The organism is Campylobacter sp. CNRCH_2015_0338h, assembly GCF_025772785.1.
Taxonomy (GTDB): Bacteria; Campylobacterota; Campylobacteria; order Campylobacterales; family Campylobacteraceae; genus Campylobacter_D.
Genome location: NZ_JAKMST010000005.1, coordinates 1 through 26341 on the forward strand (window position 1 = coordinate 1; position 26341 = coordinate 26341).

General features: G+C 30.0%; 29 protein-coding genes and 2 tRNA genes. 12 read left to right on the forward strand and 19 right to left on the reverse strand.

Going from position 1 to position 26341, the window contains the following annotated elements:
* Together L8X30_RS04305 and L8X30_RS04310 are read left to right on the forward strand one after the other, a co-directional pair.
* Positions 1 to 1210, forward strand: a 1210-nt coding sequence (locus tag L8X30_RS04305) for a hypothetical protein (protein WP_263679207.1), incomplete at its 5' end; no start/stop codon positions are given.
* A 2-nt stretch (positions 1211 to 1212) separates the two neighbouring features.
* The gene (locus tag L8X30_RS04310; RefSeq protein WP_263679208.1) at positions 1213 to 1470 is read left to right on the forward strand and encodes a hypothetical protein; all 258 of its coding nucleotides are present in this window, start codon (positions 1213 to 1215) and stop codon (positions 1468 to 1470) included.
* 21 nt (positions 1471 to 1491) lie between these two features.
* Here L8X30_RS04310 and L8X30_RS04315 read toward each other — a convergent pair.
* Positions 1492 to 1568, reverse strand: a tRNA-Met gene (locus L8X30_RS04315).
* Between the two features lie 116 nt (positions 1569 to 1684).
* On the opposite strand from L8X30_RS04315, the gene L8X30_RS04320 reads away from it, so the two are divergent.
* A complete protein-coding gene (locus L8X30_RS04320; RefSeq protein WP_263679209.1) occupies positions 1685 to 2335 on the forward strand; it encodes a putative metalloprotease CJM1_0395 family protein in 651 nt (216 codons plus the stop codon).
* On the opposite strand, the gene L8X30_RS04325 is transcribed toward L8X30_RS04320, so the two are convergent.
* A tRNA-Ser gene (locus L8X30_RS04325) sits at positions 2336 to 2423 on the reverse strand. It lies immediately after the preceding gene.
* 171 nt (positions 2424 to 2594) lie between these two features.
* Between L8X30_RS04325 and L8X30_RS04330 the strand changes: the two genes are divergently transcribed.
* Positions 2595 to 3464: a hypothetical protein gene (locus L8X30_RS04330; RefSeq protein ID WP_263679210.1), complete on the forward strand. Its 870-nt coding sequence runs from the start codon at positions 2595 to 2597 to the stop codon at positions 3462 to 3464.
* Here L8X30_RS04330 and L8X30_RS04335 read toward each other — a convergent pair.
* Together L8X30_RS04335 and mutY are read right to left on the reverse strand one after the other, a co-directional pair.
* A complete protein-coding gene (locus tag L8X30_RS04335; protein ID WP_263679211.1) occupies positions 3448 to 4305 on the reverse strand; it encodes a radical SAM/SPASM domain-containing protein in 858 nt (285 codons plus the stop codon). The two genes, L8X30_RS04330 and L8X30_RS04335, sit on opposite strands and share 17 nt — an antisense overlap.
* Positions 4295 to 5338, reverse strand: coding sequence for an A/G-specific adenine glycosylase (gene mutY / locus L8X30_RS04340; protein ID WP_263679337.1), 1044 nt, complete (start codon positions 5336 to 5338; stop codon positions 4295 to 4297). The genes L8X30_RS04335 and mutY overlap by 11 nt, the downstream gene beginning before the upstream one ends.
* Before the next feature lie 75 nt (positions 5339 to 5413).
* Between mutY and L8X30_RS04345 the strand changes: the two genes are divergently transcribed.
* From L8X30_RS04345 to L8X30_RS04370, 6 genes are all read left to right on the forward strand, one after another.
* Positions 5414 to 6166: an SIMPL domain-containing protein gene (locus L8X30_RS04345; protein ID WP_263679212.1), complete on the forward strand. Its 753-nt coding sequence runs from the start codon at positions 5414 to 5416 to the stop codon at positions 6164 to 6166.
* A gap of 62 nt (positions 6167 to 6228) precedes the next feature.
* Positions 6229 to 6645, forward strand: coding sequence for a DUF1104 domain-containing protein (locus L8X30_RS04350; RefSeq protein ID WP_263679213.1), 417 nt, complete (start codon positions 6229 to 6231; stop codon positions 6643 to 6645).
* Position 6646: 1 nt separating this feature from the next.
* A complete protein-coding gene (locus L8X30_RS04355) occupies positions 6647 to 7333 on the forward strand; it encodes a response regulator transcription factor (RefSeq protein WP_263679214.1) in 687 nt (228 codons plus the stop codon).
* A complete protein-coding gene (locus L8X30_RS04360) occupies positions 7323 to 8636 on the forward strand; it encodes a sensor histidine kinase (RefSeq protein ID WP_263679215.1) in 1314 nt (437 codons plus the stop codon). The genes L8X30_RS04355 and L8X30_RS04360 overlap by 11 nt, the downstream gene beginning before the upstream one ends.
* Before the next feature lie 2 nt (positions 8637 to 8638).
* The gene (ung, locus tag L8X30_RS04365) at positions 8639 to 9328 is read left to right on the forward strand and encodes a uracil-DNA glycosylase (protein WP_263679216.1); all 690 of its coding nucleotides are present in this window, start codon (positions 8639 to 8641) and stop codon (positions 9326 to 9328) included.
* A gap of 48 nt (positions 9329 to 9376) precedes the next feature.
* Complete coding sequence (locus L8X30_RS04370; protein ID WP_263679217.1) at positions 9377 to 9634, forward strand: zf-TFIIB domain-containing protein; 258 nt, start codon at positions 9377 to 9379, stop codon at positions 9632 to 9634.
* 20 nt (positions 9635 to 9654) lie between these two features.
* Here the strand turns inward: L8X30_RS04370 and L8X30_RS04375 are convergent, their stop codons facing one another.
* Positions 9655 to 10491, reverse strand: coding sequence for an ATP-binding protein (locus tag L8X30_RS04375; protein ID WP_263679218.1), 837 nt, complete (start codon positions 10489 to 10491; stop codon positions 9655 to 9657).
* Between the two features lie 65 nt (positions 10492 to 10556).
* Positions 10557 to 11435: a helix-turn-helix domain-containing protein gene (locus L8X30_RS04380; protein ID WP_263679219.1), complete on the reverse strand. Its 879-nt coding sequence runs from the start codon at positions 11433 to 11435 to the stop codon at positions 10557 to 10559.
* A gap of 115 nt (positions 11436 to 11550) precedes the next feature.
* Between L8X30_RS04380 and L8X30_RS04385 the strand changes: the two genes are divergently transcribed.
* Entirely contained in the window at positions 11551 to 12090 is a 540-nt protein-coding gene (locus L8X30_RS04385) for a superoxide dismutase family protein (RefSeq protein WP_263679220.1), read from the forward strand.
* A gap of 31 nt (positions 12091 to 12121) precedes the next feature.
* On the opposite strand, the gene L8X30_RS04390 is transcribed toward L8X30_RS04385, so the two are convergent.
* Genes L8X30_RS04390 through L8X30_RS04445 form a run of 12 tightly spaced genes read right to left on the reverse strand, consistent with a single transcriptional unit; the run spans position 12122 to position 22126 of the window.
* Positions 12122 to 12643 (reverse strand): flagellar FLiS export co-chaperone, encoded by a 522-nt coding sequence (locus L8X30_RS04390; RefSeq protein ID WP_263679221.1) that lies wholly within the window; start codon positions 12641 to 12643, stop codon positions 12122 to 12124.
* Positions 12644 to 12685: 42 nt separating this feature from the next.
* Positions 12686 to 13279, reverse strand: coding sequence for a hypothetical protein (locus tag L8X30_RS04395; protein ID WP_263679222.1), 594 nt, complete (start codon positions 13277 to 13279; stop codon positions 12686 to 12688).
* 1 nt (position 13280) lies between these two features.
* Positions 13281 to 14108, reverse strand: a complete 828-nt coding sequence (locus L8X30_RS04400) for an MlaD family protein (protein ID WP_263679223.1) — start codon at positions 14106 to 14108, stop codon at positions 13281 to 13283.
* Positions 14108 to 14830, reverse strand: a complete 723-nt coding sequence (locus L8X30_RS04405; protein ID WP_263679224.1) for an ABC transporter ATP-binding protein — start codon at positions 14828 to 14830, stop codon at positions 14108 to 14110. The genes L8X30_RS04400 and L8X30_RS04405 overlap by 1 nt, the downstream gene beginning before the upstream one ends.
* Positions 14827 to 15927 carry an MlaE family lipid ABC transporter permease subunit gene (locus L8X30_RS04410; RefSeq protein ID WP_412175503.1) on the reverse strand — a complete coding sequence of 367 codons (1101 nt, stop codon included), beginning with the start codon at positions 15925 to 15927 and terminating at the stop codon, positions 14827 to 14829. Before L8X30_RS04410 ends, L8X30_RS04405 begins: the two co-directional genes overlap by 4 nt.
* A gap of 1 nt (position 15928) precedes the next feature.
* Positions 15929 to 17833: a transketolase gene (tkt, locus tag L8X30_RS04415; RefSeq protein ID WP_263679226.1), complete on the reverse strand. Its 1905-nt coding sequence runs from the start codon at positions 17831 to 17833 to the stop codon at positions 15929 to 15931.
* A 3-nt stretch (positions 17834 to 17836) separates the two neighbouring features.
* Positions 17837 to 18682 (reverse strand): polyprenyl synthetase family protein, encoded by an 846-nt coding sequence (locus tag L8X30_RS04420; protein WP_263679339.1) that lies wholly within the window; start codon positions 18680 to 18682, stop codon positions 17837 to 17839.
* The gene (locus tag L8X30_RS04425) at positions 18682 to 19761 is read right to left on the reverse strand and encodes a PDZ domain-containing protein (RefSeq protein ID WP_263679227.1); all 1080 of its coding nucleotides are present in this window, start codon (positions 19759 to 19761) and stop codon (positions 18682 to 18684) included. The genes L8X30_RS04420 and L8X30_RS04425 overlap by 1 nt, the downstream gene beginning before the upstream one ends.
* Positions 19758 to 20063, reverse strand: a complete 306-nt coding sequence (locus L8X30_RS04430) for a YbaB/EbfC family nucleoid-associated protein (RefSeq protein ID WP_039667857.1) — start codon at positions 20061 to 20063, stop codon at positions 19758 to 19760. Before L8X30_RS04430 ends, L8X30_RS04425 begins: the two co-directional genes overlap by 4 nt.
* A complete protein-coding gene (locus L8X30_RS04435) occupies positions 20064 to 21347 on the reverse strand; it encodes a UDP-N-acetylmuramoyl-L-alanyl-D-glutamate--2,6-diaminopimelate ligase (RefSeq protein WP_263679228.1) in 1284 nt (427 codons plus the stop codon).
* Positions 21331 to 21870, reverse strand: a complete 540-nt coding sequence (locus tag L8X30_RS04440; protein ID WP_263679229.1) for a histidine kinase — start codon at positions 21868 to 21870, stop codon at positions 21331 to 21333. Before L8X30_RS04440 ends, L8X30_RS04435 begins: the two co-directional genes overlap by 17 nt.
* The gene (locus L8X30_RS04445) at positions 21857 to 22126 is read right to left on the reverse strand and encodes a NifU family protein (protein ID WP_263679340.1); all 270 of its coding nucleotides are present in this window, start codon (positions 22124 to 22126) and stop codon (positions 21857 to 21859) included. The genes L8X30_RS04440 and L8X30_RS04445 overlap by 14 nt, the downstream gene beginning before the upstream one ends.
* 123 nt (positions 22127 to 22249) lie before the next feature.
* Between L8X30_RS04445 and L8X30_RS04450 the strand changes: the two genes are divergently transcribed.
* A complete protein-coding gene (locus L8X30_RS04450) occupies positions 22250 to 23491 on the forward strand; it encodes a multidrug effflux MFS transporter (protein ID WP_263679230.1) in 1242 nt (413 codons plus the stop codon).
* Between the two features lie 344 nt (positions 23492 to 23835).
* Here L8X30_RS04450 and flgE read toward each other — a convergent pair whose 3' ends face one another.
* On the reverse strand, positions 23836 to 26217 hold the full coding sequence (gene flgE / locus L8X30_RS04455; RefSeq protein ID WP_263679231.1) for a flagellar hook protein FlgE: 2382 nt from the start codon (positions 26215 to 26217) through the stop codon (positions 23836 to 23838).
* Positions 26218 to 26341 lie beyond the last annotated feature (124 nt).

The window sequence follows — 26341 nt, forward strand, 5'->3', positions numbered from 1 at the left end:
TATGGGTAAAGATTTAAGTAAAGAATTACCTTATGAATCTAAAACTTATACTCCTAAAATAGAATATCCAAGTTTTAAAACCCAAGAAAAAACTATAGATTATATAGATAATTTTAATATTAAAGTAAGTGGTTTATTACCTAATTCAACCATTGATAAAATCAGTGGAAGTAAAGGAGTAAAAGCTAAAAAAGAAAGCTTTAATGTAAATGATAAAGGTGAAGCTACTTTAGAGTTTGAAGGTATTAGTGATTATAGTGTTAAAGAACTTACTATTAAGTTTAGTTATACCAAACAAGGTAGTGTTAAAGATGAATTTAATTTAGATAAAATTAAACTTTATCAATACAATTTACAAATACAATCAAACCGAACATGGTTTTACAATAAACTCGATGAACAATCTGAAATAAAAATTACTGGTGGACGTTTAAATTCTGAAATCACATGGAACATCCAAGGAGATGGGATAATAATCAATAAAGATAGCAAATTCAATTCTCAGGGTGAAGCTAAAGCAACTATTACTTCTAAGGCTCCGTTTGAAAATGAAATAATAATAAGTGCTTCGACATTAGGAAAAAAAATAGATCAAAAAATTTCCTATAAATGGGAAAAATTTTTCTTGCCAAAAATTATGTTTCCTTATGGTTTATTATATCCATATGAAGTTTATTATGTGAAACATTTTCCGGTAACAATAACTCATTTAAAGCCAGGATTTATTAAAGTTATACTGCCAGATGGAGTTAAAAGTGAAAAAGATCTTAGCAGATTATACACCAATGGAGAAACAACCATAAATCTATATGTTGATGACCCACATCTTAGATATTTTAGAATAGAACTTGAATGTGAATATAGAGAAAGTACAAGCGAATTAAAAAAATTTAAATCTGATGACGTTAAAGTACTGTTCCCAGAAGTTGATTTAGATAGAAAAGAGTGGAGAGTAGGATACAATCCTATGTCTCTTTTTTCACAATTTTCTTTAAAATTTAAAGATAAAGACATAAAAAATTCTCCAGATTGCAGGATAACTTCGTATGAATTAAAAAAATATATGTCCAGGGTATCAAGCGGAGGTATAGGATTTAATTTCATTACCTTTGTTAATAGTGACTCTGCAGGACACTATGATGAAGGTAAAATCAACTTCTCTTGTTTTGGCGGAGAACGAAATTTTGAATTTACTGTACAAGGAATATAAAATTGCCATTTTACAATTTTATGCAATTTCTATCTCTATTAGCTCAACTTTCAGAGGTAGAAATTAAAACTCTTATGGAATATAAAGATTTATTATTAAAAGCATTGTCATCTTTAAATGAATCAAAAACATTTGATGTAAAAGAATGTACACGACTTATTAATACTCTTGAAGAAACTTTTTTGGATAAACTACAAATAGAAGAAAGCAAAAAGAAAGCAATTTGCAAAAATATCATCAAAATACTAAAAAATCATTGAAAATGTTTTTTGAAAGCTAGATGGTGTCAAGGGGGAGACTTGAACTCCCGACCTCCGGCTTATGAGACCAGCGCTCTAGCCAGCTGAGCTACCCTGACATAAAAAGAAGTTAAAATTATACTTTATTTTGCTTAACATTTTATAAAACATTTATTTTATAAATTTTTCAACTTTTTTGTGATAAAAATATGAAATTATATTAGAAAGGATTTTTATGCAAATAAGCTCAAGTTATAACAATGCTTTTTATACACAAAATCCTTATCAAAACAAAGACAAAGAAGAAATCAAAGAAAACATTTCTGAAAAAGAAAATCCACAGCAAACAAAAGAAAATAAAAACAATCAAGAAAAAGAAGAAAAAACTCAAAAAGTCAACGGTAAAGACTTAAACGCTGAAGAGGTAAAACAAGTACAAGAACTTGAAAAAATCGACAGAGAAGTAAGAGCTCATGAAGCAGCCCACCAAGCGGCTGGTGGAGCTTTAGCTGGTGCTGCGAGCTTTGGTTATACAAGAGGTCCTGATAATAAAATGTATGCAGTCGAAGGGGAAGTGCCTATAAGAATGCAAAAAGGCAATACTCCTGAAGAAACTATAGCAAATGCCATGCAAGTAATTGCTGCAGCTATGGCACCAGCTGATCCTAGTCCACAAGATTACAAAGTAGCAGCTAATGCTATGCAAATGCAAAATGACGCACGCGCTGAACAAGCTAAGATAAAAGCAGAAGAGCTAAAAGCACAAAATGAAAAAAGCAAAAATGAGAATGAGGAAAAAACAAATTCAAATTCCAAAGCTATAAAATCATACACACAAAATGTATCACAAGATTACATAGGAAGTCAGTATAACAAAAGTGCATAGTGGCAGAGAGGAAGGGATTCGAACCCTCGGTGAGTTGCCCCACACACGCGTTCCAGGCGTGCTCCTTCAACCGCTCGGACACCTCTCTAAAATTAAAAATTATAACTTATTTTTTTAAATTTATAATAAAAATTTTATAGACTTTCTGGGTATTTAATCTTGAGTATAAAATTTGCAGTCAAGATATGATTAAACTTTATAATGTTAAAATAAAAATAAAATATTTATTTTATTATTTAAAAACAAAAAGAGAATAGTTATGATAAAAAAACTACTTATACTTTTTTTAAGTCTTATTTGTACTTATCAAGCGCAGGCTGTTTTAAACAAAGAAAGTCTTGGAGAAGGCTTTGGAAATACAAGAAGCGAAGCGATTAAAAACGCTATTAATGATGCCTTGGGAAAAACAGAAGGTTTAAAACAAGTCAAATTAAAAAAATTTGAATTTAATTTTAATGGAAATTTTAATATAGGTTATGATGAAGAACTTGACTTTGTTAGTAATGGTGTTTTTAATAGTTATGATATAAAGTCTCTAACTCAAACAAATCAAAGTGAATTTCATGCAAAAGTTTTAATCTATAAAAAACTTTATAGCGACAAAAGTCTTGAAAATAAAAGCTCTCTAATCATCATTAATAGAATCAAAACTGGACTTTCAGCCAAATTTGAACAAGAACTTTTAAGTGTTTTACTTCAGAATAAAAAATTTAAAATCTTAGACAAAACAAATCTTGATCTTTATAATCAGGAAAAATTTTTACTTTCTAAAAATTCAAGCGATGAAGAACTTGTAAAGCTTTATAAGACTTTAGAAGCTGATTTTTTACTCATTTTAAACCCAAAAATAAAACAAATACAAAATGAAAACAACACTCAATCTTATGATATTATCATTGATTATCACTTAATAGAATTTGCTACAAATGAAAGCAAATCTTCTAATACTTTAGAGTTTAAAATGAGCTCTACAAGTAGTTCAAGTAGACAAAAAGCTCTTAGAGGTATTGCTACAAAAATTACTGAAGATATTTTTAAACATTCTAAAGACAATCAAGAAGAAACAAAACAAGACTTGGATACAAATCATCAAATCAACGATAAAGATGAAGTTAATTTAGGTTTTTAGCCTCTAAAAACTCACACCTTTTACAAAGCTCAGCTTTTAAAATTCCTTGTTTAAAACCTTCTTTTAGTTCTATATATAAAGAGGAATTTAAAAGCTCATTAAAATCTTCTTCAAAGCAATTTCCAAGTTTTATATCCCCTTTAGTATCCAAACAACAAGACACTAAAGTCCCATCACTTAAAATAGCAATTTGCCCATTTAAAGCATGACAATATCCATTCTCTCTAACAATCTCATCTTTCAAAGAAGGCCATTTAAAAAGTCTAGCTTGGTGCAAGATAACATGCCTTTCTAAGCGATTTTTAGCTTTTTGCTTTTGAATTTTTCTTTTAAAAATTTGCTCTAAAAAATCATAAATTTTCTCATTTTCTAAAGGTGGATTGAAATTTTTATCTAAATTCCAAAGTCTTAAGTTGATAAAAGAATTATTTTTATTTTCCAAGTGTAAAAAAATAAGCTTCAAAATAGGTTCAAAATATTCTTTTAAACTCATTTTACTTTGAGATAAAAAAGCACCTAAGGAAATATTGATTTGTCGTACGTTTTTAGAGTCTAAAATGAGTTTTATCTTCTCATCATCAAAATAAAACCCACTTGTAGTAAGCTCTATTTGCATATTAAATTTTAAAGCTATTTTTAGATACTCCGTTAAATTTAAAATCCTTAAAGGATCTCCAAGCACGTGAAAAGTAAAAAGCTTGGCATGATTATGCACACTTTTGCAAATTTTTTCAAAATTTTCAAGGCTCATTTGTTTTCTTTGGGCTTTTTGGCTAGGACAAAAATCACATTTTAACCCACAAATATCACTTAATTCTATATAAATTTTCTCAAAATACATAATCACTCTTTTTAAAAAGCTCAAGTGTTTTTAGAGCAAGTTTTGAAAGAGCAAGATGCTCTAAGTCTTTATAAGAAAACGCTTTTGCTTTTAAATCTTTAAAATCATCATCTTTTAAAAAATACACCTTAGCATTGATTTTATATTTAGTATAAGAATGTTTAAATTCTCCTATAAATTTTGCTTTTTTTTGATTTTTATATTCTAAAAAATTATACATATTAAAATATAATTTTTCCTCACTTTTAACAAGCAAGAATTGCTCGTTTTTTTGCACTATAAGTATTTTTAAAACAATGTTTTCATATTGATTTTTTTTAGTTGGGTTGAATTTTTCATATTCATTTTTTCCACTACAAAAGTCTTTTAAAGGACAAATTTCACATTTTGCATTTTTAGGCAAGCAAACCAAAGCCCCTATATCTAACAAAGCTTGATTATGGTCAAATGCATTGTCATAGTTTAAAAATTCTTTTGCCTTTTGTGTTAAAAGTTTAGAATTTGGATTTTGCAAACTATAAAATCTACTCAAAACTCTTTTAATATTTGCATCCACAAAAGACTTAGCTTGCAAAAAGCCAAAACAAACTATAGCTCCGGCTGTATATTCTCCAATACCAGGAAGTTTTTGAAGCTCTTTAATCTCAAATGGTAATTTTGCATCAAATTCTTGCACACAAATTTTTGCACATTTATGTATATTCCTAGCTCTAGTATAATACCCAAGTCCTTGCCAAGCTTTTAAAACCTCATCTTCACTTGCCATAGAAAGTACTTTTAAAGAAGGAAATTTAGCTAAAAACTGAAAATAATAATTTTGCAAAACACTTTTTACCTGAGTTTGCTGAAGCATAATCTCACTGACATAAACAGCATAAGCGATATCAATATTTTTTAATTTTTCTAAATCATCCTCGCTACCATATTTTCTATACTCTTCGTGTAAAATACGCCAAGGAAGGCTTTTCCTGCCATTTTGTTCATACCATTTTAAAATACTTTTATGAATTTTTTGCATTAAGACTTTCTTTATTTTTAAAAAAATTATACAATCTATTCTTAAAGGCTTTATGTTAAAATTAAAAAATATTTTTAAAAAGGAGCAAAAATGAAAAGTTTTTTAAAAGGCTTAGGCTTAGGACTACTTTGTTTAGTATTATTTGTACTAGGAGTGGTTTTTAACACTGAATTTTTAGGCTTAAAAAATCACGATAAACAAAATATAGAATTTTCAAGAAGCATAGAAGTATCCAATGAAATCATGCCAAATATCTTTAATGCTACTTTAAATTTTAGTGCTAGCGAGGAACTTAGTAAAAAAACCATTGTTTCTAGTGAAGAAAAAAATCATATTGCTAAAACATTTAAAGAAATCTCAGATCGTATTGCTAAAGAAAATTATTGTAAAGGTGGAAGTTATACTTTAGAACCAAGTTATAATTACTATCAAGGAGTAAAAACATTAAATGGATATAGATTACACTCTAATTTTACTTGTCAAATCCCGCAAAACAAAAACAAAGACTATGAAAATCTTATAAAAGATATAGAAAGTATTAGCGCTACTAATACTTTAATTTTTTTTAACACCAAAGCCTTACAAGTTGGTTTTGATGAGGCTATTTTAGATGCAAACAAAGAAGATTTATATGATCTTGCATTTAAAAAAGCTTTTGAAAAGGCTCAATATTATTCTAAAACTCTAGCAAAAACTTGCATGATAAAAAATATTCATTTTGATAGTTGCAATATTAAATACAACTCCCCAAGTTTAGCAGCTAGTGCAGATAGTGTTGTATTGCCTATTATTAAAAGTGAAAAACAAAATTTAAGAGCTAATGTGCTTTTTATTTGTCAATAAATTTCATTTTGGCTTTATTTTGAGCTTTTATAATTTCTCATCATTAATTTAAAGGAGAAACAATGAAAAAAATTGTAAGTTTATTTATCGTGGGTTCTTTGGCTGCTTCATTTGCCCTAGGAGCTGATTTTTCTAAAAAAAGTAATGATGAGATTTTAAATCTTGCAAAAAGTGTAAAAGCGCAAGATCAAGCTGATTTGGTTATTGAAATGAAAAAAAGAATGAATGAAATGAAATACAAAGATGCAAAAGATTTTCATCAACAATTTAGAGCTAATTTACACGAAAACATCTCTAAACTTTCTACTCAAGAAAGAAACCAAAGAAGAGTTATCGTTCAAGAAGATATGCAAAAACTAACCGATGAAATGAGTGGCAAAGAAATAAGAGAGTTAAATTTGCACCATTACAATAACACCCATTCCCATAAAAATCATCATGGTTTAAGATCACACCATACAAATTGTCCGATGAGATAAAATGGCAGCAAAAATTCTGCTCTTAGAAGACGATTTAAGTTTAAATGAAATTATAGATGAAGCCTTAAGCGATGAGGGCTTTAAAGTCTCTTGTGTGTATGATGCACAAGAGACACTAGAAAAAGCCTATGAAGAAAATTTTGATCTTTGGATTTTTGATGTTAAAGTTCCAAAAGGCAATGGTTTTGAAGTTTTAAAAGAATTAAGAGAAAGTGGTAAAAATACTCCTGCTATATTTTTAACTTCTTTATCTATGCTTGATGATGTAAAACAAGGATTTTTATCAGGTTGTGATGATTATGTTAAAAAACCTTTTGACATAGATGAATTAATTATCCGTGTAAAAAATATCATTAAAAGAAATTTTAGCCACCAAAAAGAAGATCTAATTTTGCTTAACTCCTCAAAAAATATTTCTTTTGATCCGCTTAATAAAACTCTTTATCAAGATAAAACAATCATCAATCTTACTAACAAAGAAAAAGAGCTCTTAGCCTTGCTTTTAAAAAAACGCCCACACTTTGTAAGCATAGAAACTATTTTTGATGAAATTTGGAGTTTGGATGAAGAACCAGCAATTATGAGCCTTAGAGTTTATGTAAAAAATTTAAGAAAAATTCTTGGCAAAGACCTTATTATCAATCAAAGAAACATAGGCTATGCCATAAGGCTAGAAAATGAAAAGTGAAAATTTTAATAATACTATTTTTAAAATTCTAGCCCTTTATATCATCACAAGTGGTGTATTTCTAACGATTTTTTTTATCACTTTTTATCAAAAAGAAGCAAACTACATACGATTAAATCAAATAACACATTCATACACTCACTATAATTATATTTTGCAAAATATCATCGAAGCAAGACACGATAGAACATATTTAAATCAAGAAGATTTTTCCTATATATCCAAAAGACTCAACACTCAATTTGCCATTATCGCAAATAACCAAGTTATTTTTAGCAATTTAACTTTTGATGTTTTAAAAATATTAACACAACTTAAAAAAAATGATTTTATTTACAATGAAAACAAAAGATTATTTATAGATTTTTCAAGGATTAGAAATCTCAACACCTATATAGACACAAGTAATCTAAAAAAACCAAAACACCATTCTCATTTCTTAAGACATAAAAATATTCATATCATTATAGAAACTGATGATCTTGGTTTTAAAAAAGAACAATACCGCAAAGATAATTATAATAATCTAGACATCAATGATTTTTCCCATGAGCTTTGGAAATTAAAATTAAAAACTATTTTTTATACTCTTATATGTATTTTGCTGCTTGCTGTGGTTGCTTATATACTCATTTTGCTTGTCTTTAAAAATATCAAAGAACAATTTAAAGCACTTAATGATTTTATCAAAGATACCACGCACGAAATTAATACACCTTTAAGTGTGATTTTAGCTAGTATTAAAAAATTTGATGATACAAATTTAAATCCAAATAACATAAAAAAACTAAATCATATCAAACTAGCAAGTAAAAATTTAAACCACATCTATCAAAATCTCATAGCCTTGAATTTTTTCTTGCAAAAAGAAAATACAAAAGAAGATATCAATTTAAAAGAGCTTTTGGAACAAAGGTTAGAATACTTTGAAACTTTAATCGCCCAAAAAAATCTCATCATTGAAAAAAATCTTTTAGAGCAAAACTTTTATGCCAATAAAGAAGAAATGCAAATTTTAATCGATAATCTTTTAAGCAATGCCATAAAATACACCAATGCTCATAAAAAAATCTATATTTACTTAAAAGAAAAAACACTTAGCATTAAAGATGAAGGTCAAGGTATGAGTACTAAGGAAATAGCTCAAATTTTTACACGCTATAAACGCTTTAATCAAAACCAAGGTGGCTTTGGCATAGGTTTAAACTTAGTCAAGCAAATAGCTGATAAAAACAATATCAACATTAAAGTTTTAAGCAAAGAAAATGAGGGAAGTGAGTTTATACTTTCTTGGCAAGGATAAAAATGGATATTTGTTTAGAAAAAATAAAAATGGAACAAACTTGGAAAGAATTTTTAAAAGATGAGTTTTTAAAACCTTATTTTTTAGAGATAAAAACTAATTATATCAATGCCTTAAACGAAGGAAAAACTATATATCCACCCTCAAATTTAATCTTTAATGCATTTAACCTAGCTCCTTTACAGGATTTAAAAATCATACTTTTAGGACAAGATCCTTATCACAACCCAAATCAAGCTATGGGTTTAAGCTTTAGCGTACCAATGGGAGTTAGAATTCCTCCATCTTTGCTTAATATCTACAAAGAATTACAAGATGATTTAAACATTCCTATAGCAAGGCATGGAGATCTTAGCAAATGGGCTAAACAAGGAATTTTACTTTTAAACTCTATCTTAAGCGTAGAAGCAAACAAACCTGCTTCACATGCACATTTTGGCTGGCAAAAATTTACCGATGCAGTTATATCAAAACTTAGCAATGAAAAAGAGGGATTAATGTTTTTGCTTTGGGGAAATTATGCTAAAAATAAAAAAGTTTTAATCAACCCTCAAAAACACTTTATCCTAGAAGCAGCACATCCATCGCCTTTAGCAAGGAATGCTTTTTTAGGTTGCAAACATTTTTCAAAAAGTAATGAAATTTTATTAAAACTTGGCAAAAGTCCTATTGATTGGGATTTAAACTCATAATTTACTTTAAACCTATATACTTTAGGAAAATTTTTATAAAGGATAAATATGAATTGCCCAGTTTGTGCAAATACAGCTTTATTGATGAGTGAAAGAAATGGAGTTGAGATTGATTATTGTCCAAAATGCCGTGGTGTTTGGCTTGATCGTGGTGAACTTGATAAAATCATAGAAAGAAGTACATCTCAAAGCACGCCACAACAATCTCAACAACAAAACTATAACCAACAAGCAAACTATCATCATAACAATGGTTATAAATACAAGAAAAAAGAAAGTTGGCTTGGAGAATTATTTGACTTTTAAGCCTTTTGGCTTAAAAGTTTTTATAATTTTACTTTAATCAAGGCATTCTCTGCCATTTTTGGTACCCATAAATACTCACCATCAAAAAACATATCTGCAGGCCCTTTTATAGGGTTTAGATCTAGCTTTATCTCTTTGTTGTCTTTTAGAATATAAATATATCCTTGAAGATTTTTACCCCAGCTTGATACTAAAAGATTTTTATCTTTATCAAACACTATACCGTCAAATTGTTCTATTTTGTTACTTAATTCTTTAATTTTTTTTGTATTTAAATCAATACTAATGATTTTTCCACCTGTTTTATCGCTTGGATCATAACCTGCAACAAATAAAGTGTTTTTTTCTACCAACAATCCATTTGGACCACCATATTTTGAATCTAAATGGATGAAATTTTCATATTTTCTATCTTTTAAAAATACTTTATGGATATATCCTGTGCCTGTATCACTCACTAGCAATGCATCATTATCTAAAACTACTATATCATTTAAAAATACTGCATTTTTTATAGGGAGCTTGAAAATTTCTTTTTTACTTTTTACATCAAAACCATATAAGACATCAATATCTACAACATACAAAACATCAGCTATTTTAGACATACCCTTTGGAGCATTAAGATTTTTGATAAATTCTAGTTCTACAACTTTTCCATCTTTGTCTAACTTTGAAATAAAACCATCATTATCTTTATTTAGTGGAGCCAATTCTTTTCCTACATTAGACACATAAACCGCACTTTCATCTACATATACACTTTCAGGATGTGCAAAACCTTTAAATTCTTGCACCTCTAAAGCATTTGCACTACAAAATGCAAATAAAGCTAAAGCTAAAATACTTTTTTTCATATTGTTACCTTTCTTAATTTTTATTCAAAAATTTTAATATAATTTAAAATTAAAATCTATCACTTTTAAGACAAAAAATATAAGTTTTTTGATTTTTGCTCTTGTTTTGGTGTAATGCCATATCTTTTTTTATATCTTGCTATAAACCAAGCAGGGGAATTAAATCCAAGATCATGGCAAATTTGAGTGATATTCTTAGTGGAAAATTCTAGTAAAAATTTAGCTTTTTCAAAACGCTTATTATCAAGCCATTCTTTAGGACTTATTCCAAAACTTTGTTTAAAATTACGACTAAAGCTTGCTATATCCATTTTACTAAATTTAGCCATAGAAGCCACATTTTCAAAATCATTTTGACAATATGCAAACATCTGATAAAGATCTAATTTAAAACCACTTAAAATTGCTTTTAAAAAGGCTAAAAATTCTGCATTGTCTTCACTATACAGTAAAGATAAAAATAATTCTTCAAATTTTAATTTAAGCAAATATTCGTTATTTTTAGAACTGTTTATATAAGGTAAAAATGATTGAAAAATACTCTTAGTTACAAAATCTGATTTTAAACTAAATAAACTTTTAGAATACTCTAAAGAGTTTAATTTAGAAATTAAATCTTGATATTTAAAAACAAGCTCTATCAAAATACTCTCTTTAAAACATAAAATAACAGACTTATAAGTATTTTCACTATTTAAATAATCTCTAATAGAAAAGGAATTTTTTGTGAAAAAAATAATTTCATCTTTGTTTGCTTTAAAATGATTATCAATAGTATAAATACTTTTAGAACCTTCTAATATAAAAACCAAAGTATAGTCTTTAAACACCACTTCTTGGCTTATATTACTTGGTGATTGTTTTTGATAATGGCACAAAGAAAATAAAGAATTATGTAAAACTTTTTGACTCACTTTTTCAAAATCTTTTGGAAAAACTAACATTAAAACCTTTTTTTATAAGTTTTTTGATTATTGTATTTTATAAAAAATAACAAAAAATAATTTTTCATTAATAATATATGCTACAATAAAATAATTTTTAACAAAAGGAGAGAAAATGAGAAAAATAATTCTAGGATCTTTACTAGCATCAAGTTTTTTAATTGGGGCAAATTTGGAAAATTTTAATCCAAAAGCACAAAAAGATCATTTAGTTATCAAAATGGAAATTCTTGATAAAAATGCCAACAAAAACGCAGGTGAAGTAGTAGCAGTACAAACTCCTTATGGGGTAGCGTTTTACCCAAATCTTCAAGGTTTAGAAAGTGGAATTCATGGTTTTCATGTTCATGCAAACGCTGATTGTGGAGCAACCGATAAGGGTTTAGGTATGAAAGCTGGTGGTCACTGGGATCCTGAAAAAACTGACGCACACTCAAGCCCATGGGATGATAAAGGCCACAGAGGTGATTTACCACCACTTTATGTAGAAAAAGATGGCAAAGCAACTAATCCTGTATTAACACCAAAAATCAAAACTCTTGATGAGCTTAAAAATCACTCTTTAATGATACATTTTGGAGGAGATAATCATAGCGATCATCCTGCAGCACTTGGCGGTGGTGGCGCTAGAATGGCTTGTGGAGTTATTAAATAAAACGCATACTAAAGGCTTTTTGCCTTTAGTATTATTTAAAAAGCTTAGTAAAATCTAAATCATTCATAAAATCATGGTTTGATCCGCCAAAACTTTGACTAGGACTATAAGTAGCAATAGCCACTGCAAGATCACTAAGCATAGAAGCTATTTCTTCTCTTTTATCTATTATATAAGCTTTCATACCCTCATAATCACTAGTTTCTAAAATTTTTAAAGGGTTGTAAATTTCAAAAGCAAAAGCCTTTGAGCCTACATTTACATTATAATTATTATCAAATAAAGCATTTCCTAAAAACGAGCAATTATCTACTATTTTTAAACTTTCACTTGCGATTAATACTTTATCTTGCACATCTTCATAGTTTTTATCTTCTAAAAGTTTTGAAATTTTTTTCAACGAAGAATCTAAAATTTGCAAAGCACCAACAAAATCATTTGCATCGGTAATATCTTCGCTAAATTTTTGTGTTTGATGTTTTAAATTTGCACCATCTATATTTGAACCTACTTGTCCTAAATGCTTTTGTAAGATTTCTAATTCATCTCTCATAATACACCTTCCTTGTTATTGCTATAACAAGAAAAGCATTTTTTATTCCAAATTTTGATCTACCCAAACTCTAAAATCTTTAGCAAAAAGCAAAAAAACCTCATCATAATTTTGGATTAAAATTTGAGGGTTATTATCATTTAATTCTTTTTCATAGTAAAAATACTTACTTGCTATAAGTTTTTTAGTGTTTATTTGCACCAAATTTAAATTAATGCCTAATTTTATTTTAGAATGCACCTCATCACTAAAATCTTGCTCTAAAATATCTACTTTACTTTCTAAAACATAATCAGCACTAGCTAGACTATCTTGGTTTAAAACCGCTTTAAATACTCCTAAATCTTGTAAATGAAATTCCAAAAAAGTTTTAATCATCAAAGCAGGATTTTCTTTCCAAAAATGATAAGCATAAGCATTAACAACATGATTTTTTTTATAAAAAATTTCATTAGTATAAGATAAGCCCTTAGGTAAAGAAACCATGATGGTAGAATTTTTTACTTTATTTTGACTTTGCTCTAGCTTTTCTAAATTAATGCTAAAATATTTATTTGCAGGCAAAGTTTGATTTGGACTAATCAAAGAACAAGCACTAAAAAAAATAGCTATTAAACTAATATATAAAAATTTCATTTTATTCTCCTGGAGCATATTGAATAGCTTTATCTTTATAAATCACATCTGAAGGATTTTGCTTTAAATTTTTTAATAATTGTGTAAAATCTAAAAACAAAACTCTTAAAATATCTAAATTTTCATTTAAAAGCATTCTGCTTTTATTAAGCTCATTAAGTTGGCCATTGGCATTATTTAAAAAATTTGAAAAATCATCTGAACTTTTACCAAGTCTAGAGCTTGTTTTATTTAAATTTTCCAAAAATACTGGTGCTTTAGTATTTAAATACGCAGAAAACTCGGATGTATTTTGTAAAATACGCTCTATGTTTTTTAAATTTTTATCACTTAAGAGACTTTCTAGTTTTATTTTTGAACTGGTAATTAATTCTAATAAATTTGAAGTTTGTTTATCTATGCTTGCAAAAAAACTTTCTTTTGATTTTATAATAGGATATACATCACCATCTGCTTTTAAAACACTAGCTTCCTCACTACCCCCTGCAAGCTGAATAAACTTAAATCCTGTTATACCTTGAATTTGTAAGCTTGCATAAGTATCTGTTTTAACCGCTAAATCAGAATCAAGCTTGACTAAGATTTTCACTCTTAGTTGATTACTTGAACTATCTATGCTGATATTTTCAACACTTCCAACATCAACCCCTAAAAATTTAACCGGAGCTTTGACGCTAAGCCCTGCAACTGATTCTTCCATATAAATTTCATAATATTTAAAAGATTTTTCATCTTTTAAATTCCCATACCACACTATAAAAAACAAGCTAATAAAAAATAATATACTAACAAAAATTCCAATCAAAATATAATTTGCTTTATTTTCCATTATTGCATAAACCTCTCATAAAGTCTTGGATTTTGCTCTTGTAAAGTCTCAACATTTCCCAAAAAACCAACTTTTTTATTCTCTATAATCAAAAAGCGATTTAATACATTTTTCATACTTTCTTTATCGTGAGTAATTAAAACCACACATAATTTAAAGCTTTGTTTTAAACTCAAAAGCAACTCATCAAATTCTCTCGAACTATAAGGATCAAGCCCTGAAGTTGGCTCATCTAAAAAAAGCAATTTAGAATCAAGTGCCAAAGCTCTAGCTATAGCCACTCTTTTTTTCATACCCCCGCTTAATTCACTTGGATAAAGCTTAGCTACACTCTCATCAAGTCCCACCATTTTAAGCTTCATCATGGCTATTTCTTTGATATCGTTTTTGCTAAGTTTTGTATATTCAACTAAAGGTATACTAATGTTTTCAAGTATATTAAAAAAGCTAAATAATGCTCCATATTGAAAAACAACACCCCATTGTTTTTGTAAAAATAAAGCATCTTCATCGCTTATATTTTTTAATCTCTTGCCTAAAATTTCATACTCACCCTTGTCAAAATGCTCAAGCATTAACATTTGTCTTAAAAGTACAGATTTGCCACTACCACTACCACCTAAAATGCCAAAAATTTCATTATCTTGCACTTCAAAGCTAATATCTTCATGTACACATTTACTTCCAAAATAAGTGCTGATATTTTTAGCCTTTATAATCAAAATCCAGCCTTTGTTAAAAATACAGAAAAAATCGCATCAAAAGCTATCACCCAAAAAATAGCATTTACCACGCTTTTTGTCGTATAAACACCTATACTTTCGGTGGTTTTTTGCACAAAAAATCCTCTAAAACAAGCAATAGAAGCAATCAAAAATCCAAAAATAGGTGCCTTTATAAGTCCTATGATGATATGTTTTAACTCCACTGCTTCTTTAAAGCGACTCATAAACTCACTCGCACTAATTTCTAAACTAAACCAAGCAACTACAATTCCACCTATAATACTTAAAATATCAGCTACTATTACCACTAAAGGCATGGCAAGTGCTAAGGCCAAAACTCTAGGTAAAATGATAAATTCACTTTCTTTAAAACCCATAGTTTTCATCGCATCAATTTCATCAGTAAGTTTCATCACTCCAATTTGAGCTGTATAAGAACTTGCACTCCTACCAGCTATAACAATAGCGCTAATTAATGGCGCAAGTTCTCTAGTAGCAGAAATTCCCATTAAATCAACAATGTAAATATTAGCTCCAAATTGTGCAAGTTGATACGCAGCTTGATAAGCAAGCACCACACCCACAAGTAATGAGGTTAGCATAATAATAGGCAAAGCATTAATAGCACTATTTTCTACATGATATAAAAATGCCCTAAAACGAAGTTTTTTAGGGTTTAAAAGTGTTTTAAAACAAGTATAAATAATAAGCCCTATGAAATTTAAAAACTGCACCAAAAGTGTAAAAGATTCAACAACCTTTTTTCCTAAATTTTCAAAAAAGTCTTTGATTGTTTTTTTATTTTCATGAGTATTATGAAAACTTTTATAGTGTTTTTGACAAAGTTCAAAAAGCTTAGCATGTTCGCTTTTAAGATTTATCCTACTAAACTCAAAACCTTTTTGCTTAAGTTCATTTTCTAAAGCTAGAAAATACCTAATCCCAGCAGTATCTATAAAATCTAAATTTGCAAAATCAAAAATAATATTTTTTTGAGTAGGAAAATCTAATTTTTCCGATTTTCCTACGCTAGTTTTATCCCATATACCAAAAACACTAAAAACACATTCTTGGTTTTTAATGTCTTTGATGATTTTATTTTTCATTACATAAACTTAAAACATATGAGCTTAATTTTTCCTCACTAAATCCAAAATGCTCAAATACATCTTTATCTTTACCACTCTCACCAAAACTTTCTATGCCATAAAACTCATCACAAATTCTATAAAGCTCATTTGAATTTGCAGCTTCAACACCTATAACCTTACCTTGTAAAATTCTTTCTTTATAAGATTTTTCTTGAGCGATGAATAATTCATAACAAGGCATAGAAACTACATTAACAATCACACCTTTTTCTTTTAAAATCTTAGCTACTTTTAAACACAATGATACCTCACTACCGCTTGCTAAAAGTGTAAATTGCGCATTTGCATTTTCTTCTAATAAATAAGCCCCATTTTCCACATCTCCAAAAACAGGCTCACTTAAAGCATTTAATTTTTGGCGTGATAAAACAAAAACGCTTGGCATATTAGTTTTAAGTGCAATCTGCCATGCTTTGACATTTTCAACCCCATCAGCTACTCTAAATGTCAATGAATTTGGCATAGCTCTAAAAGTGCTAAGTTGCTCTATAGGTTGGTGTGTTGGGCCATCTTCGCCAACCCCTATACTATCGTGAGTAAAAATGAAAAAGTGTTTAGCCCTCATCAAAGCTGCTATTCTTGCAGCAGGTTTTAAATACTCACTAAATATAAAAAATGTAGCACAATAAGGCAAAAACAAACCATATCTAGCAAAAGCATTTGATATAGCAGCCATTGCATGCTCTCTTATACCATAGTGGATATTTTTTCCATTTGGAAAATCCCCCATATCTTTAAGCTCGGTTTTATTTGAAGGACCTAAATCTGCACTACCACCTAAAAACCCCGGTAAAGCTTTAGCGATAGCATTTAAAATCATACCATTGCTATCTCTAGTGGCTAGATCTTTTCCTTTAAAATCAGGAAATTGTATTTTTGAAAAATCAGGCTCTAAAAGCTCTTTTAATAAAGCTTGTTTTTCTGCATTTAAATTTTGCACTTTTTGATTCCACTTAGCTTGTGCTAAATCTCCAAGCTCTATTGCAGCATTAAAGCGAATTTTAACTTCTTCTGGGATTTCAAAAGTTTTTTGTGGATCAAAACCTAAAGCCTCTTTTGCCTTTTTAATAAGCTCTTCACCCAAAGGCGCTCCGTGAGAATGATGGCTTCCTTCAAGCTCCAAAGCTCCTTTAGCTATGGTAGTATGAGCGATGATTAAACAAGGCTTTTTACTTTCTTTAGCTGTTTTTAATGCCAAATCAATTTGCTCAAAATCATGCCCATCTATCTCAAGCACTTCAAAATTTTGCGCTCTAAAACGCTCTTTTACATTTTCATTAAAGGCAATAGCCACATCACCTTCGATTGAAATATTATTACTATCATAAATGATGATTAAATTATCAAGTTTGTGAAGTCCTGCTAAAGAACAAGCCTCATAAGAAATTCCTTCTTGTAAATCTCCATCACCACACAAACAATATACTTTGTGATTGATAATATCCTCACCCAAAAGTAAACTCGCCTTTTTAGCCGCCATAGCAAAACCAACCGCATTTGCAATGCCTTGTCCTAAAGGTCCTGTAGCAATTTCAACGCCTGGAGTGAAAATTTCAGGATGACCTGGGGTTTTAGAGTGTAATTGACGGAAATTTTTTAAATCCTCTAAACTTACATCATAACCACTCAAATGCAAAAAGCTATAAAGTAAAGCACTAGCATGACCGCCTGAAAAGACTAATCTATCGCGGTTTAACCATGTAGGATCTTTTGGATTATGCACTAAATGAGCACTTAAAACACTCATAATATCTGCTAAACCCATAGGCGCGCCTGGATGGCCTGAATTTGCCTTTTGTATCATATCTGCACATAAAAATCTTATAGTGTTAGCTTGTTTTTGTAACATTGTTTAACCTTTTAAATATTTATCAATCAAAATTTGAAGCTCATTAGCAAGCTTAGAATCTAAATTTTTTATTTTTTCTTCGCATAAAGCTATTTTATCATCTTTTGCCTTTTTAGCACCTTCTAAACCCAAAAGTTTTACAAAAGAATTTTTATGCAAATCATTATGAGTTGGTTTTCCTGCTTCTTTCGTGTCTAAAGTCGCATCGATAATATCATCTTTAATTTGAAAAACTAATCCTATCAAAAGCCCTATTTCATAAATTTGCTCGCATTCTTTTTCATCTAACTCACAAATTTCACAGCCCATTTTTAAAGCTGCTGCGATCAATCTTGCAGTTTTATGGATATGCAAAAACTCAACTTGTTCTAAATTTAAAGGTATATCTTCAAAATAACAATCAATAGCCTGACCAATGATCATACCACCAAGCCCTGCATTAAAAGCTAGAGTTTCTATGAGTTTTAATCTAACATTTTCTTTTAAATCAAGTTTAGAAAGTAGTAAAAAAGCTTCGGTATTTAAAGCATCACCTACTAAAATAGCTGTGGTTTCATCATATTTTTTATGTAAAGTTTGCTTTCCTCTGCGCAAAGAAGCATTATCCATAGCAGGCAAATCATCATGTATTAAAGAGTAAGTGTGGATAAATTCCAAAGCCAAAGCTGCATTTAAAGCCTTTTCAAACAAAGCAGGATTTTTAGCATTCACTATACCCAAAAGAAGTTGGGCTCTAAAATGCTTCCCACCAGCTTCTAACATCCATTTTAAAGCTTCATTGAAAAATGGATGAAAGCTTTGAGTTTTTGGAAAATTTTGCTCTAAATGCTGTTTGAATTTTTCTAAAATCACTTATTTAGCCTTATAAAAAAGTCAAAGTATCCTTTATTAAAATGCTCAAAATCATTATTTTTCGCTGAAGGGATATTACTTGCTTGTCTTGAAACTAAAACATCAAAAGTATTAGCTTGAGTTAATATGGCTTGAAGCTCATTGAAATTATTGATTTTTTGATTATTAATTCTTAAAATTTTATCCCCTTTTAAAAATCCAGCCATTTGCGCTTTAGAATTTGGAGTTACCTCTGTAACATTCATTTTCATATCTACGCGCAATCCTAGATTGCTATAAAAAGAAGTTGGCTTAGCTTGAACTACTTTTTTAGGTTTAGCAAATATACCCAAATCTTTATCAAAAACTGTCGTAGAAATATTTACATCTTTATTATCCCTTAGCATATTAAAATACAAAGTTGCACCACGATCAGCAAATAAAATTTTCTCATTTAATTTTCTTATATCATCATAAACTTGTCCATCTACGCTCACAAGCTCATCATTAAGTAAAAATTGTCCATTTTTACGCACATTTTTAACATAAATTTTGCCATCACGCATATCAAAATCCACACCTATATCACCCCAATAAACATCAGGATATTTTGCAAAGTGTTTTAAATAGCGATTACCTATAAGTTTGCCATCTTCTAAGCTTATACCAAGCATTTTACAACATGGTGAGTTAAGCTCTCCGATTTTAGAAGTAAAATCAAGTTGATCACGCTCTGTTAAACTTTGTCCAAAATACTTTAAATGCCCTATATAACTTTGGTTATTATCTAAAATTCCCACCCAGCTATTGCGTGTTAATTCTTCTTCATTTCCCATAGGCGCTGGGATTAAACTAAAATCAGTTTTTACTAAATATAAATTTAAAAAAGGATCATATTTAGTATAGCTATTTAATTTTGCATTTTTAGTTTTAACTACTGCTAGAGTGTTTTCATTTAAAGCAAAAGCAGGTAATCCTTCATAAATTAACATACTAGCTTTATTTTTTTCATAACAACCCAAAAAATCATTAAAAGTCGGTCTTGGCACAGCAAAAAGTACACCAGTTATACCCAAAATACAAAGTAAAATTCTCATAGCATTCCCATTCCGCTAAATAAATTACTAGCCATTGATTTTTTATTTTGTTCTACCATTTTCATTACATCATTAATCGCAGCGATTAATAAAATTTGCATAGATTCTTTATCTTCAAGCAAAGAATCATCAATATTTATATCGATGATTTCACCTTTTCCATTAGCGCTAACTTTTACTAAACCACCGCCACTTTTTGCGCTAAATTCTTTTTTTAAAGCTTCTTGCTCTAATTCATTTGCTTTTTCTTGAGCCTTAGTTAAAAGCTCACCCATTTTAGAAAAATCCATATTTTCAAACATTTATTTTCCTTCTTTTAATATCTCTAATACCACTTCTTTATCATTAAAAGGATATTTTACTCCTTTAATCTCTTGATAAGTCTCATCGCCCTTACCCAAAATCACTACAAAATCATTTTTCGTTTTAAGCTCTAATGCTTTTTTGATTGCTTCTTTTCTATCACATTCTATAAAAACACTCTCATCTTTTTCTATACCACTTAAAATATCATTAATGATATCCATAGGCTCTTCTGAGCGTGGATTATCACTTGTGATGATGAGTTTTTTAGCATAATGTTTGGCGATTTTAGCCATTAATGGACGCTTAGTTTTATCCCTATCTCCCCCCGCTCCAAAAACTACAATCAAATCGCGATATTTTAAAGCATCTAAAACTTTTTCTATACCATCGGGCGTATGAGCAAAATCCACAATCACATCTTTTGCAACCACTTGCATTCTACCCTCAATGCCGCCAAAATTACTAATGGCCTTTTCAAGTTCTTTTAAATTTGGCTTAACAAGTTCATTCACACAAGCACTTGCAGCCAAAAGATTATAAAGATTAAAAAGCCCTACCAAAGAAGAATCAATCATAAAAGTTTCTTTGCCAAAATTTACCACAGCTTCAATGCCATTTTTTAAAGCATAAGCTTTGATATGATAATAACTTGGATTTTCTACTCCATAAGTAAAAACACCTTTGACATTAAAATTTATAGCTTTTGCGTCTTTATTGATAAATTTCATACACTCATCGGTAAAAAAACTTTCTTTTGCCGCTTGATAGTTTTGAAAGCTTCCATGAAAATCTAAATGATCTTGAGTGATATTCGTAAAAATTTTAGCCTTAAACTCAAGCCCTTCAATGCGGTTTTGTACCAAAGCATGTGAGCTTACTTCCATAATTAAAAATTCACATTTTTCCTTACTTGCTAAAGATAAAAGCTCTAAGGTTTGCAAAATAGGAGCAGTGGTTAAGCCTTTTGGAGTGATATTTTTATCATTTATAAAACTACCCCTAGTTCCCATCAAGGCACATTTATAACCTAAATCAAGCAAGATAGAGTAAATAGCCCCTGCAGTAGTTGTCTTGCCATTTGTGCCTGTAATGCCTATGATTTTTATATTTTCATCTATATTTAAAAGTTTCTTGCACTCAGCTATATTTATAACTTTTGCTTGTTTTTCTAAAGCTTGATGAAGAAATTTTTCATTTTGAGCAGTTTTTAAGAAAAAACAATCTTTTTCGCATTCATTAGAATTATCACAAATGAAAGTATTTTCAATCTTTACTATCATAATTTAATTCCTTGATTTTCTCACTAAGCTTGATAAATCTATAATTAGAATAAAAATGCACCGAAACATCTTCCATATAGGCTACAAGCATATCTTTATAACCATGCTCTAAAAGTTTTTCTAAAAAATCCACAAAATCTTCTTTATCATTAATGATAAGTTTATTCGATATTATAACATTTTCTAAGGCCTGTTTAAACCCAACTTTTGCTTCGCTAAGTAAAAAATCTTGATAGCTCAAACCTTCAAAGTCTTCACTTTCTTCTTCAAACTGCACACTTTGACTAAGACTAATGAGTTTTTCAATATCTTTATCTACTTTAGTATTTTTATAATTTTGCATAAAAAACTCAAAAAACACAAAAGCTTCTTCAGGACTTTTTAAAGCTAAATCGCAAATGTTGATAAAAGTTAAAAGTCTTTTATTTTTACGCTTTTCATAAGCAAGAGAAAAATACATCTTAGCGTTTTTAAAATCTTTTTTATAAAAGCATTCTATGGCTATTTTTTTATAATTTTGCAAATTCGCTTTCCCCGCCTGCTAAATTTACTATAGTTATATCTGGGTGTATGTCGATTTTAAGCTGTTTTTCTAAACCATATTTCAAAGTCGTTCCACTTGAAGGACAGCCATGACAAGCTCCGATTAATTTCACATAAACCACGCCATTTTTAACCCCTAAAAAATCAAGTCCTCCACCATCATTTTCTAAAATATGCATAGTTTTAGCCAAACTTGCTTTTACAGGTTCGATTAATTCCTCATCACTAAAAGGCATATTCATAACTTTTCCTTGATTGTTTTTTAATTTAATTTTATCTTATTTGCCTTTAAAAAATGTAAATTATTGTTTATTTTAGACTTTTTGCTATACAATGGTAAAAATATTTTAGGATTTTGTATGCAAAAACGCACTCAAATAAAAGGTTTTGAAAAACTCAAACTCATTTTCATACTAGGCTTTTTATCTGCCATAGCACCACTTTCAACTGATATGTATTTACCTGCTTTAAATGAGGTAGAAAAAAGCTTTCAAACAAATTCTTTTTACACTCAACTTTCTCTTGCAAGTTTTTTTATAGCCTTTTCTTTGGGTCAGCTTTTTTATGGGCCATTAAGTGATGTATATGGCAGAAAAAAACCTTTATATATAGGACTTTTTCTTTTTATTTCTTCAAGTATTGCTTGTGTTTTAGTTGATTCCATTCATGCTTTTATAGCTTTGCGTTTTTTTGAAGCTTTGGGAGGTTGTGTGGGCGTAGTTGTAGCAAGAGCTATAGTAAATGATGTTTTTGAGCTTAAAGAAGCAGCAGGGGTTTATGCTTTGATGATGGTTTTTACTTCTTTGGCGCCTATGCTCTCTCCTACTTTTGGTGGGATTTTGCTTGAGTTTTTTTCTTGGCGTAGTATATTTTTGACATTATTTATCTTAGGTTTTATTTTATTTATGCTTGTTATTTTTTCCTTAAAAGAAAGCAACCTCAACACCCAAGGTAAGAAATTTAATCACAAAGAAGTTGCAAAAAGTTACAAAAAAATCTTAAAAGATCGTCGGTTTGTGGTGTATTTGCTTTGTGGGAATTTAATCTTTGCAGGTTTTTTTGCTTATTTAACCGGTTCATCTTTTGTTTTTACTCGTGTTTTTGAACTCAGCCCTCAACAATACGCAGCCCTTTTTGGAGCTCATGCTTTAAGTTTTGTTGTATGTGCTAATATAAACGCAAGAATAGTTCTTAAACTCTCGCCTTATTATGTTTTACCAAGAGCGCTTATGATGATTACTTTTTTAACCTTTTTACTCATTTTAGGAGCAACTTTTGATCTAGGTTTTTGGGCTTTTGAAATTCCTTTGTGTTTTATCATAGCAAGTTTGGGTTTTATCCTGCCAAATACCACCACTTTAGCTATGGCAAGATCAAAACAAAATGCAGGTAGTGCTTCAGCACTCTTAGGGGCAGCGCAATTTGCTATGGCGGGAGTGATGGCATTTTTAGTAAGTCTTTTAAATGCTAATACACCTATATTTTTATCGTTTATTTTAGGAACTTGTGCATTTTTATCTTTGATTTCTTATCTGAGTTTGATTAATAAAAGAAAGTTAAGTAAAATCAAAAAGAAGTTAAGCGTGATTTCTCACGCTTAATTAAGCAATATTTTTGAAAAGATTCACTGACTATATCGAACCTTTTTCAAAAAACTTTACATCAACAAATAATATTTATATTTTTCTTGATAATTTTAGCGTTTTTAATCATGATAGCAAAACAAAATATTTTAAATTTGCAATGATTAAAACTATAGTAGATAATTAAGTTTATAAATTTTTATTTTTTCTTGTCGATATGCAAATCATGCTACTCACTCCTTAAGGCAAGAAAGAAGTGAGTTAGCAATAGATTGAAGGCTTCAAGGTCATCAAGTATTACAAGGCTACCTTGATAACCTTGTAAAGCTTGATCCCAAGGTTTTAAAAACCTTGGGTTAAAATTATTGTTTTAATTGAAGCAAAGTATTTAAAAGCTGATCACTTGTGGTAATCGTTTTTGAGTTTGCTTGATAACCCCTTTGGATTACGATAAGCTCGGTTAATGCGCGACTTAAATCCACGTTTGACATTTCTATGGCTGAGCCTTTTAAGCCCCCTCTACCACCTTCACCAGCATGACCTATAGTAGGTGTTCCTGAGTTTGCTGTCGCTTTGAAAAGGTTATTACCCATTTCTTCAAGACCCATGTTATTTGGGAAAGTAGCTAGAGCAACCTTAGCTAAAGCTAGAGTTTTACCATTTGTAAATTCTCCATAGATATAACCATTCTCATCAGTTCTTAATGCATCTGGTTTTAGATTACCCCCTGTGTAGCCATCAGTTTCTTGTTTAGTAGTAGCCGAGTCTTTATCATAGCTTGTTAAACCATCAAAACCACCTGTTGTACCAAAGTCAAGTTTTATAACTTGATCAGGTTTTGAGCCATTATTTCCAGTGAAATTCAATACATTTGGTGTATAACTTTGTAAAGAGCCATCGTTACCAAATCTTAAATTTCCTACTACTATGTTTCCTGGAGCACCATCTCCACTAAAATTTATCTCTGCAGGCTCAGGTACTGAGATGATGATAGACCATTCAGCTCCACCATCTGCTGTTTTACTTTGCTTGGTAAATTGCACAGTTAGCTCATGTCTAGTTCCTAGTGAGTCAAAAATTTCTATACTAGCTGTGTGCGCTGATAAATACATATCTTGAGAGTATTTTTCATTATTACCTGCATTGAAATTTCCATCTAAGGCGCTAAACATCGCTGTAAATTTATCATTAGTAGAAATTTTATTAGCCTCATTAGAATAGCCTGTAACCTTAAAAGTCATATCTTTTGCATTTTGATCTGCAGGATTTGTGATTTTAAATCTACCATCACTTTCTACCACTACTTTTACACCAGCGTTTGCATCAGCCTGTTCTCTTGTGCCATTTCCATCATAGTCTACAGCCCATCTTGCATCTCTTTGTAAAAGCTCTCTTAAATCCTCAGTAGTATGGAAAGTTCTTCTTCCTGCCATATCAGGCCAAGTATCTATTTCATTTGGATCAGGATTAGCACCTATATCTACACTATTTGCACTATAAATATACTCATGAGCAGTTACAACACTTATAGGTCCATTTTGTCCACCTAAAATAGTATTTCCGGCCGCAGGTGGTTGCAATTGTGCTATGTCTCCAGTAGGTCTTATAGCTTGTCCTGCTGTATTTGTTGTATTATTTACACTAATATTAATATTTTTTGTTTTAGATGTAGTTCCTGTGCTATTATCATTAGTAAAAGTCATTCTACCATCTACTATAGAAGCTACTACGCCTGTTTCTGATGTCTTAGCATTGATAGCATTGATAAAAGTATCTTGTCCTACACCTGTAGCTTGAATTCTAGTTCCATTGATAGTGATATCTAAAGTAGCAGGCACTTGAGTTCCATCAGCTCTAGTAAATCCCCAAAATGTATAGTCTGTATCAGTTTGAATATCAGCAGCATTTGTTGGCAAGCTAGTATTAAATTGTTGAGTAGATTGCCACTTAGCATCCGCATAACTCACCCATATACCTTGCCCATCTCTTAGGTTTAAACCCTCACCCTGAGCATTAAATACTACGCCCATATCAATACCTTTTTCAGTTACTTGGGCTCCACTTTTTGAAGTAGTATAAAACTCGGTATGTCCTGTATCATTTTCATCTACAGCCGTTCCTGTATCTTCCCTATGACCATGAGTAGAATCTAATGCATAAATAGGTCTTTTAGCAGAAGCATTAGCACCTAGGGTATTACCACTATCTAAATTTGCTGTAAGACTTACTGAAGTACTTGGTCTAGCAGGCATACTCATACCAGGTGGGATCACTATATCGCCTACTGAGGTTGAAGAGTCAATTTGTCCTGTTTCTTGATTATAGTTCCAACCTTGAACGGTATAGCCGTTATTATCTACGAAATTTCCCACTGCATCTGTTTTAAAGTCCCCTGCACGGGTATAATACTGAGTAGTACCACCATCATTTGAAACGATGAAAAATCCATCACCATTGATAGCCATATCGGTGTTTTTATCTGTGGTTTGGATATTACCTTGAGAGTGAATTCTAGTAGTAGAATTTACACCTGCACCAAGTCCTACTTGCATAGGATTTTTACCACCTAGGTTACCATCTGGAGCTGTAGCTATCTTAGAAGTTTGACTCATAAGCGTTGAGAAATCCGCACGAGAATATTTAAAACCAAATGTATTAACATTGGCTATGTTATTACCTTCTACATCCATTGCGTATTGGTGTGCTTGGAGTCCAGAAACCCCAGCCCAAAGAGATCTCATCATAATTAAATCCTTTAAAAAATATTGCTTTGTGAATATCTCACAATCTTCTATTGCTTATGCAGATATAAAGCAATAAGTGTTCCAAAAATACAAATGAAATGAAATTAAAAAGTAGAAAATAAAT

Bases quoted from the DNA above. Each gene is read 5' to 3' on its own strand.
- L8X30_RS04355 (WP_263679214.1), top strand. From the start codon at position 6,647: ATGGCAGCAAAAATTCTGCTCTTAGAAGACGATTTAAGTTTAAATGAA.
- L8X30_RS04390 (WP_263679221.1), bottom strand. From the start codon at position 12,643: ATGAGAGATGAATTAGAAATCTTACAAAAGCATTTAGGACAAGTAGGT.
- L8X30_RS04435 (WP_263679228.1), bottom strand. From the start codon at position 21,347: ATGATAGTAAAGATTGAAAATACTTTCATTTGTGATAATTCTAATGAA.
- L8X30_RS04445 (WP_263679340.1), bottom strand. From the start codon at position 22,126: ATGCCTTTTAGTGATGAGGAATTAATCGAACCTGTAAAAGCAAGTTTG.
- L8X30_RS04350 (WP_263679213.1), top strand. From the start codon at position 6,229: ATGAAAAAAATTGTAAGTTTATTTATCGTGGGTTCTTTGGCTGCTTCA.
- L8X30_RS04375 (WP_263679218.1), bottom strand. From the start codon at position 10,491: ATGAAAAAAAGTATTTTAGCTTTAGCTTTATTTGCATTTTGTAGTGCA.
- L8X30_RS04360 (WP_263679215.1), top strand. From the start codon at position 7,323: ATGAAAAGTGAAAATTTTAATAATACTATTTTTAAAATTCTAGCCCTT.
- L8X30_RS04450 (WP_263679230.1), top strand. From the start codon at position 22,250: ATGCAAAAACGCACTCAAATAAAAGGTTTTGAAAAACTCAAACTCATT.
- L8X30_RS04395 (WP_263679222.1), bottom strand. From the start codon at position 13,279: ATGAAATTTTTATATATTAGTTTAATAGCTATTTTTTTTAGTGCTTGT.
- tkt (WP_263679226.1), bottom strand. From the start codon at position 17,833: ATGTTACAAAAACAAGCTAACACTATAAGATTTTTATGTGCAGATATG.
- L8X30_RS04330 (WP_263679210.1), top strand. From the start codon at position 2,595: ATGATAAAAAAACTACTTATACTTTTTTTAAGTCTTATTTGTACTTAT.
- L8X30_RS04400 (WP_263679223.1), bottom strand. From the start codon at position 14,108: ATGGAAAATAAAGCAAATTATATTTTGATTGGAATTTTTGTTAGTATA.
- L8X30_RS04335 (WP_263679211.1), bottom strand. From the start codon at position 4,305: ATGTATTTTGAGAAAATTTATATAGAATTAAGTGATATTTGTGGGTTA.
- L8X30_RS04380 (WP_263679219.1), bottom strand. From the start codon at position 11,435: ATGTTAGTTTTTCCAAAAGATTTTGAAAAAGTGAGTCAAAAAGTTTTA.
- L8X30_RS04385 (WP_263679220.1), top strand. From the start codon at position 11,551: ATGAGAAAAATAATTCTAGGATCTTTACTAGCATCAAGTTTTTTAATT.
- flgE (WP_263679231.1), bottom strand. From the start codon at position 26,217: ATGATGAGATCTCTTTGGGCTGGGGTTTCTGGACTCCAAGCACACCAA.
- L8X30_RS04430 (WP_039667857.1), bottom strand. From the start codon at position 20,063: ATGTTTGAAAATATGGATTTTTCTAAAATGGGTGAGCTTTTAACTAAG.
- L8X30_RS04425 (WP_263679227.1), bottom strand. From the start codon at position 19,761: ATGAGAATTTTACTTTGTATTTTGGGTATAACTGGTGTACTTTTTGCT.
- L8X30_RS04345 (WP_263679212.1), top strand. From the start codon at position 5,414: ATGAAAAGTTTTTTAAAAGGCTTAGGCTTAGGACTACTTTGTTTAGTA.
- L8X30_RS04320 (WP_263679209.1), top strand. From the start codon at position 1,685: ATGCAAATAAGCTCAAGTTATAACAATGCTTTTTATACACAAAATCCT.
- L8X30_RS04370 (WP_263679217.1), top strand. From the start codon at position 9,377: ATGAATTGCCCAGTTTGTGCAAATACAGCTTTATTGATGAGTGAAAGA.
- ung (WP_263679216.1), top strand. From the start codon at position 8,639: ATGGATATTTGTTTAGAAAAAATAAAAATGGAACAAACTTGGAAAGAA.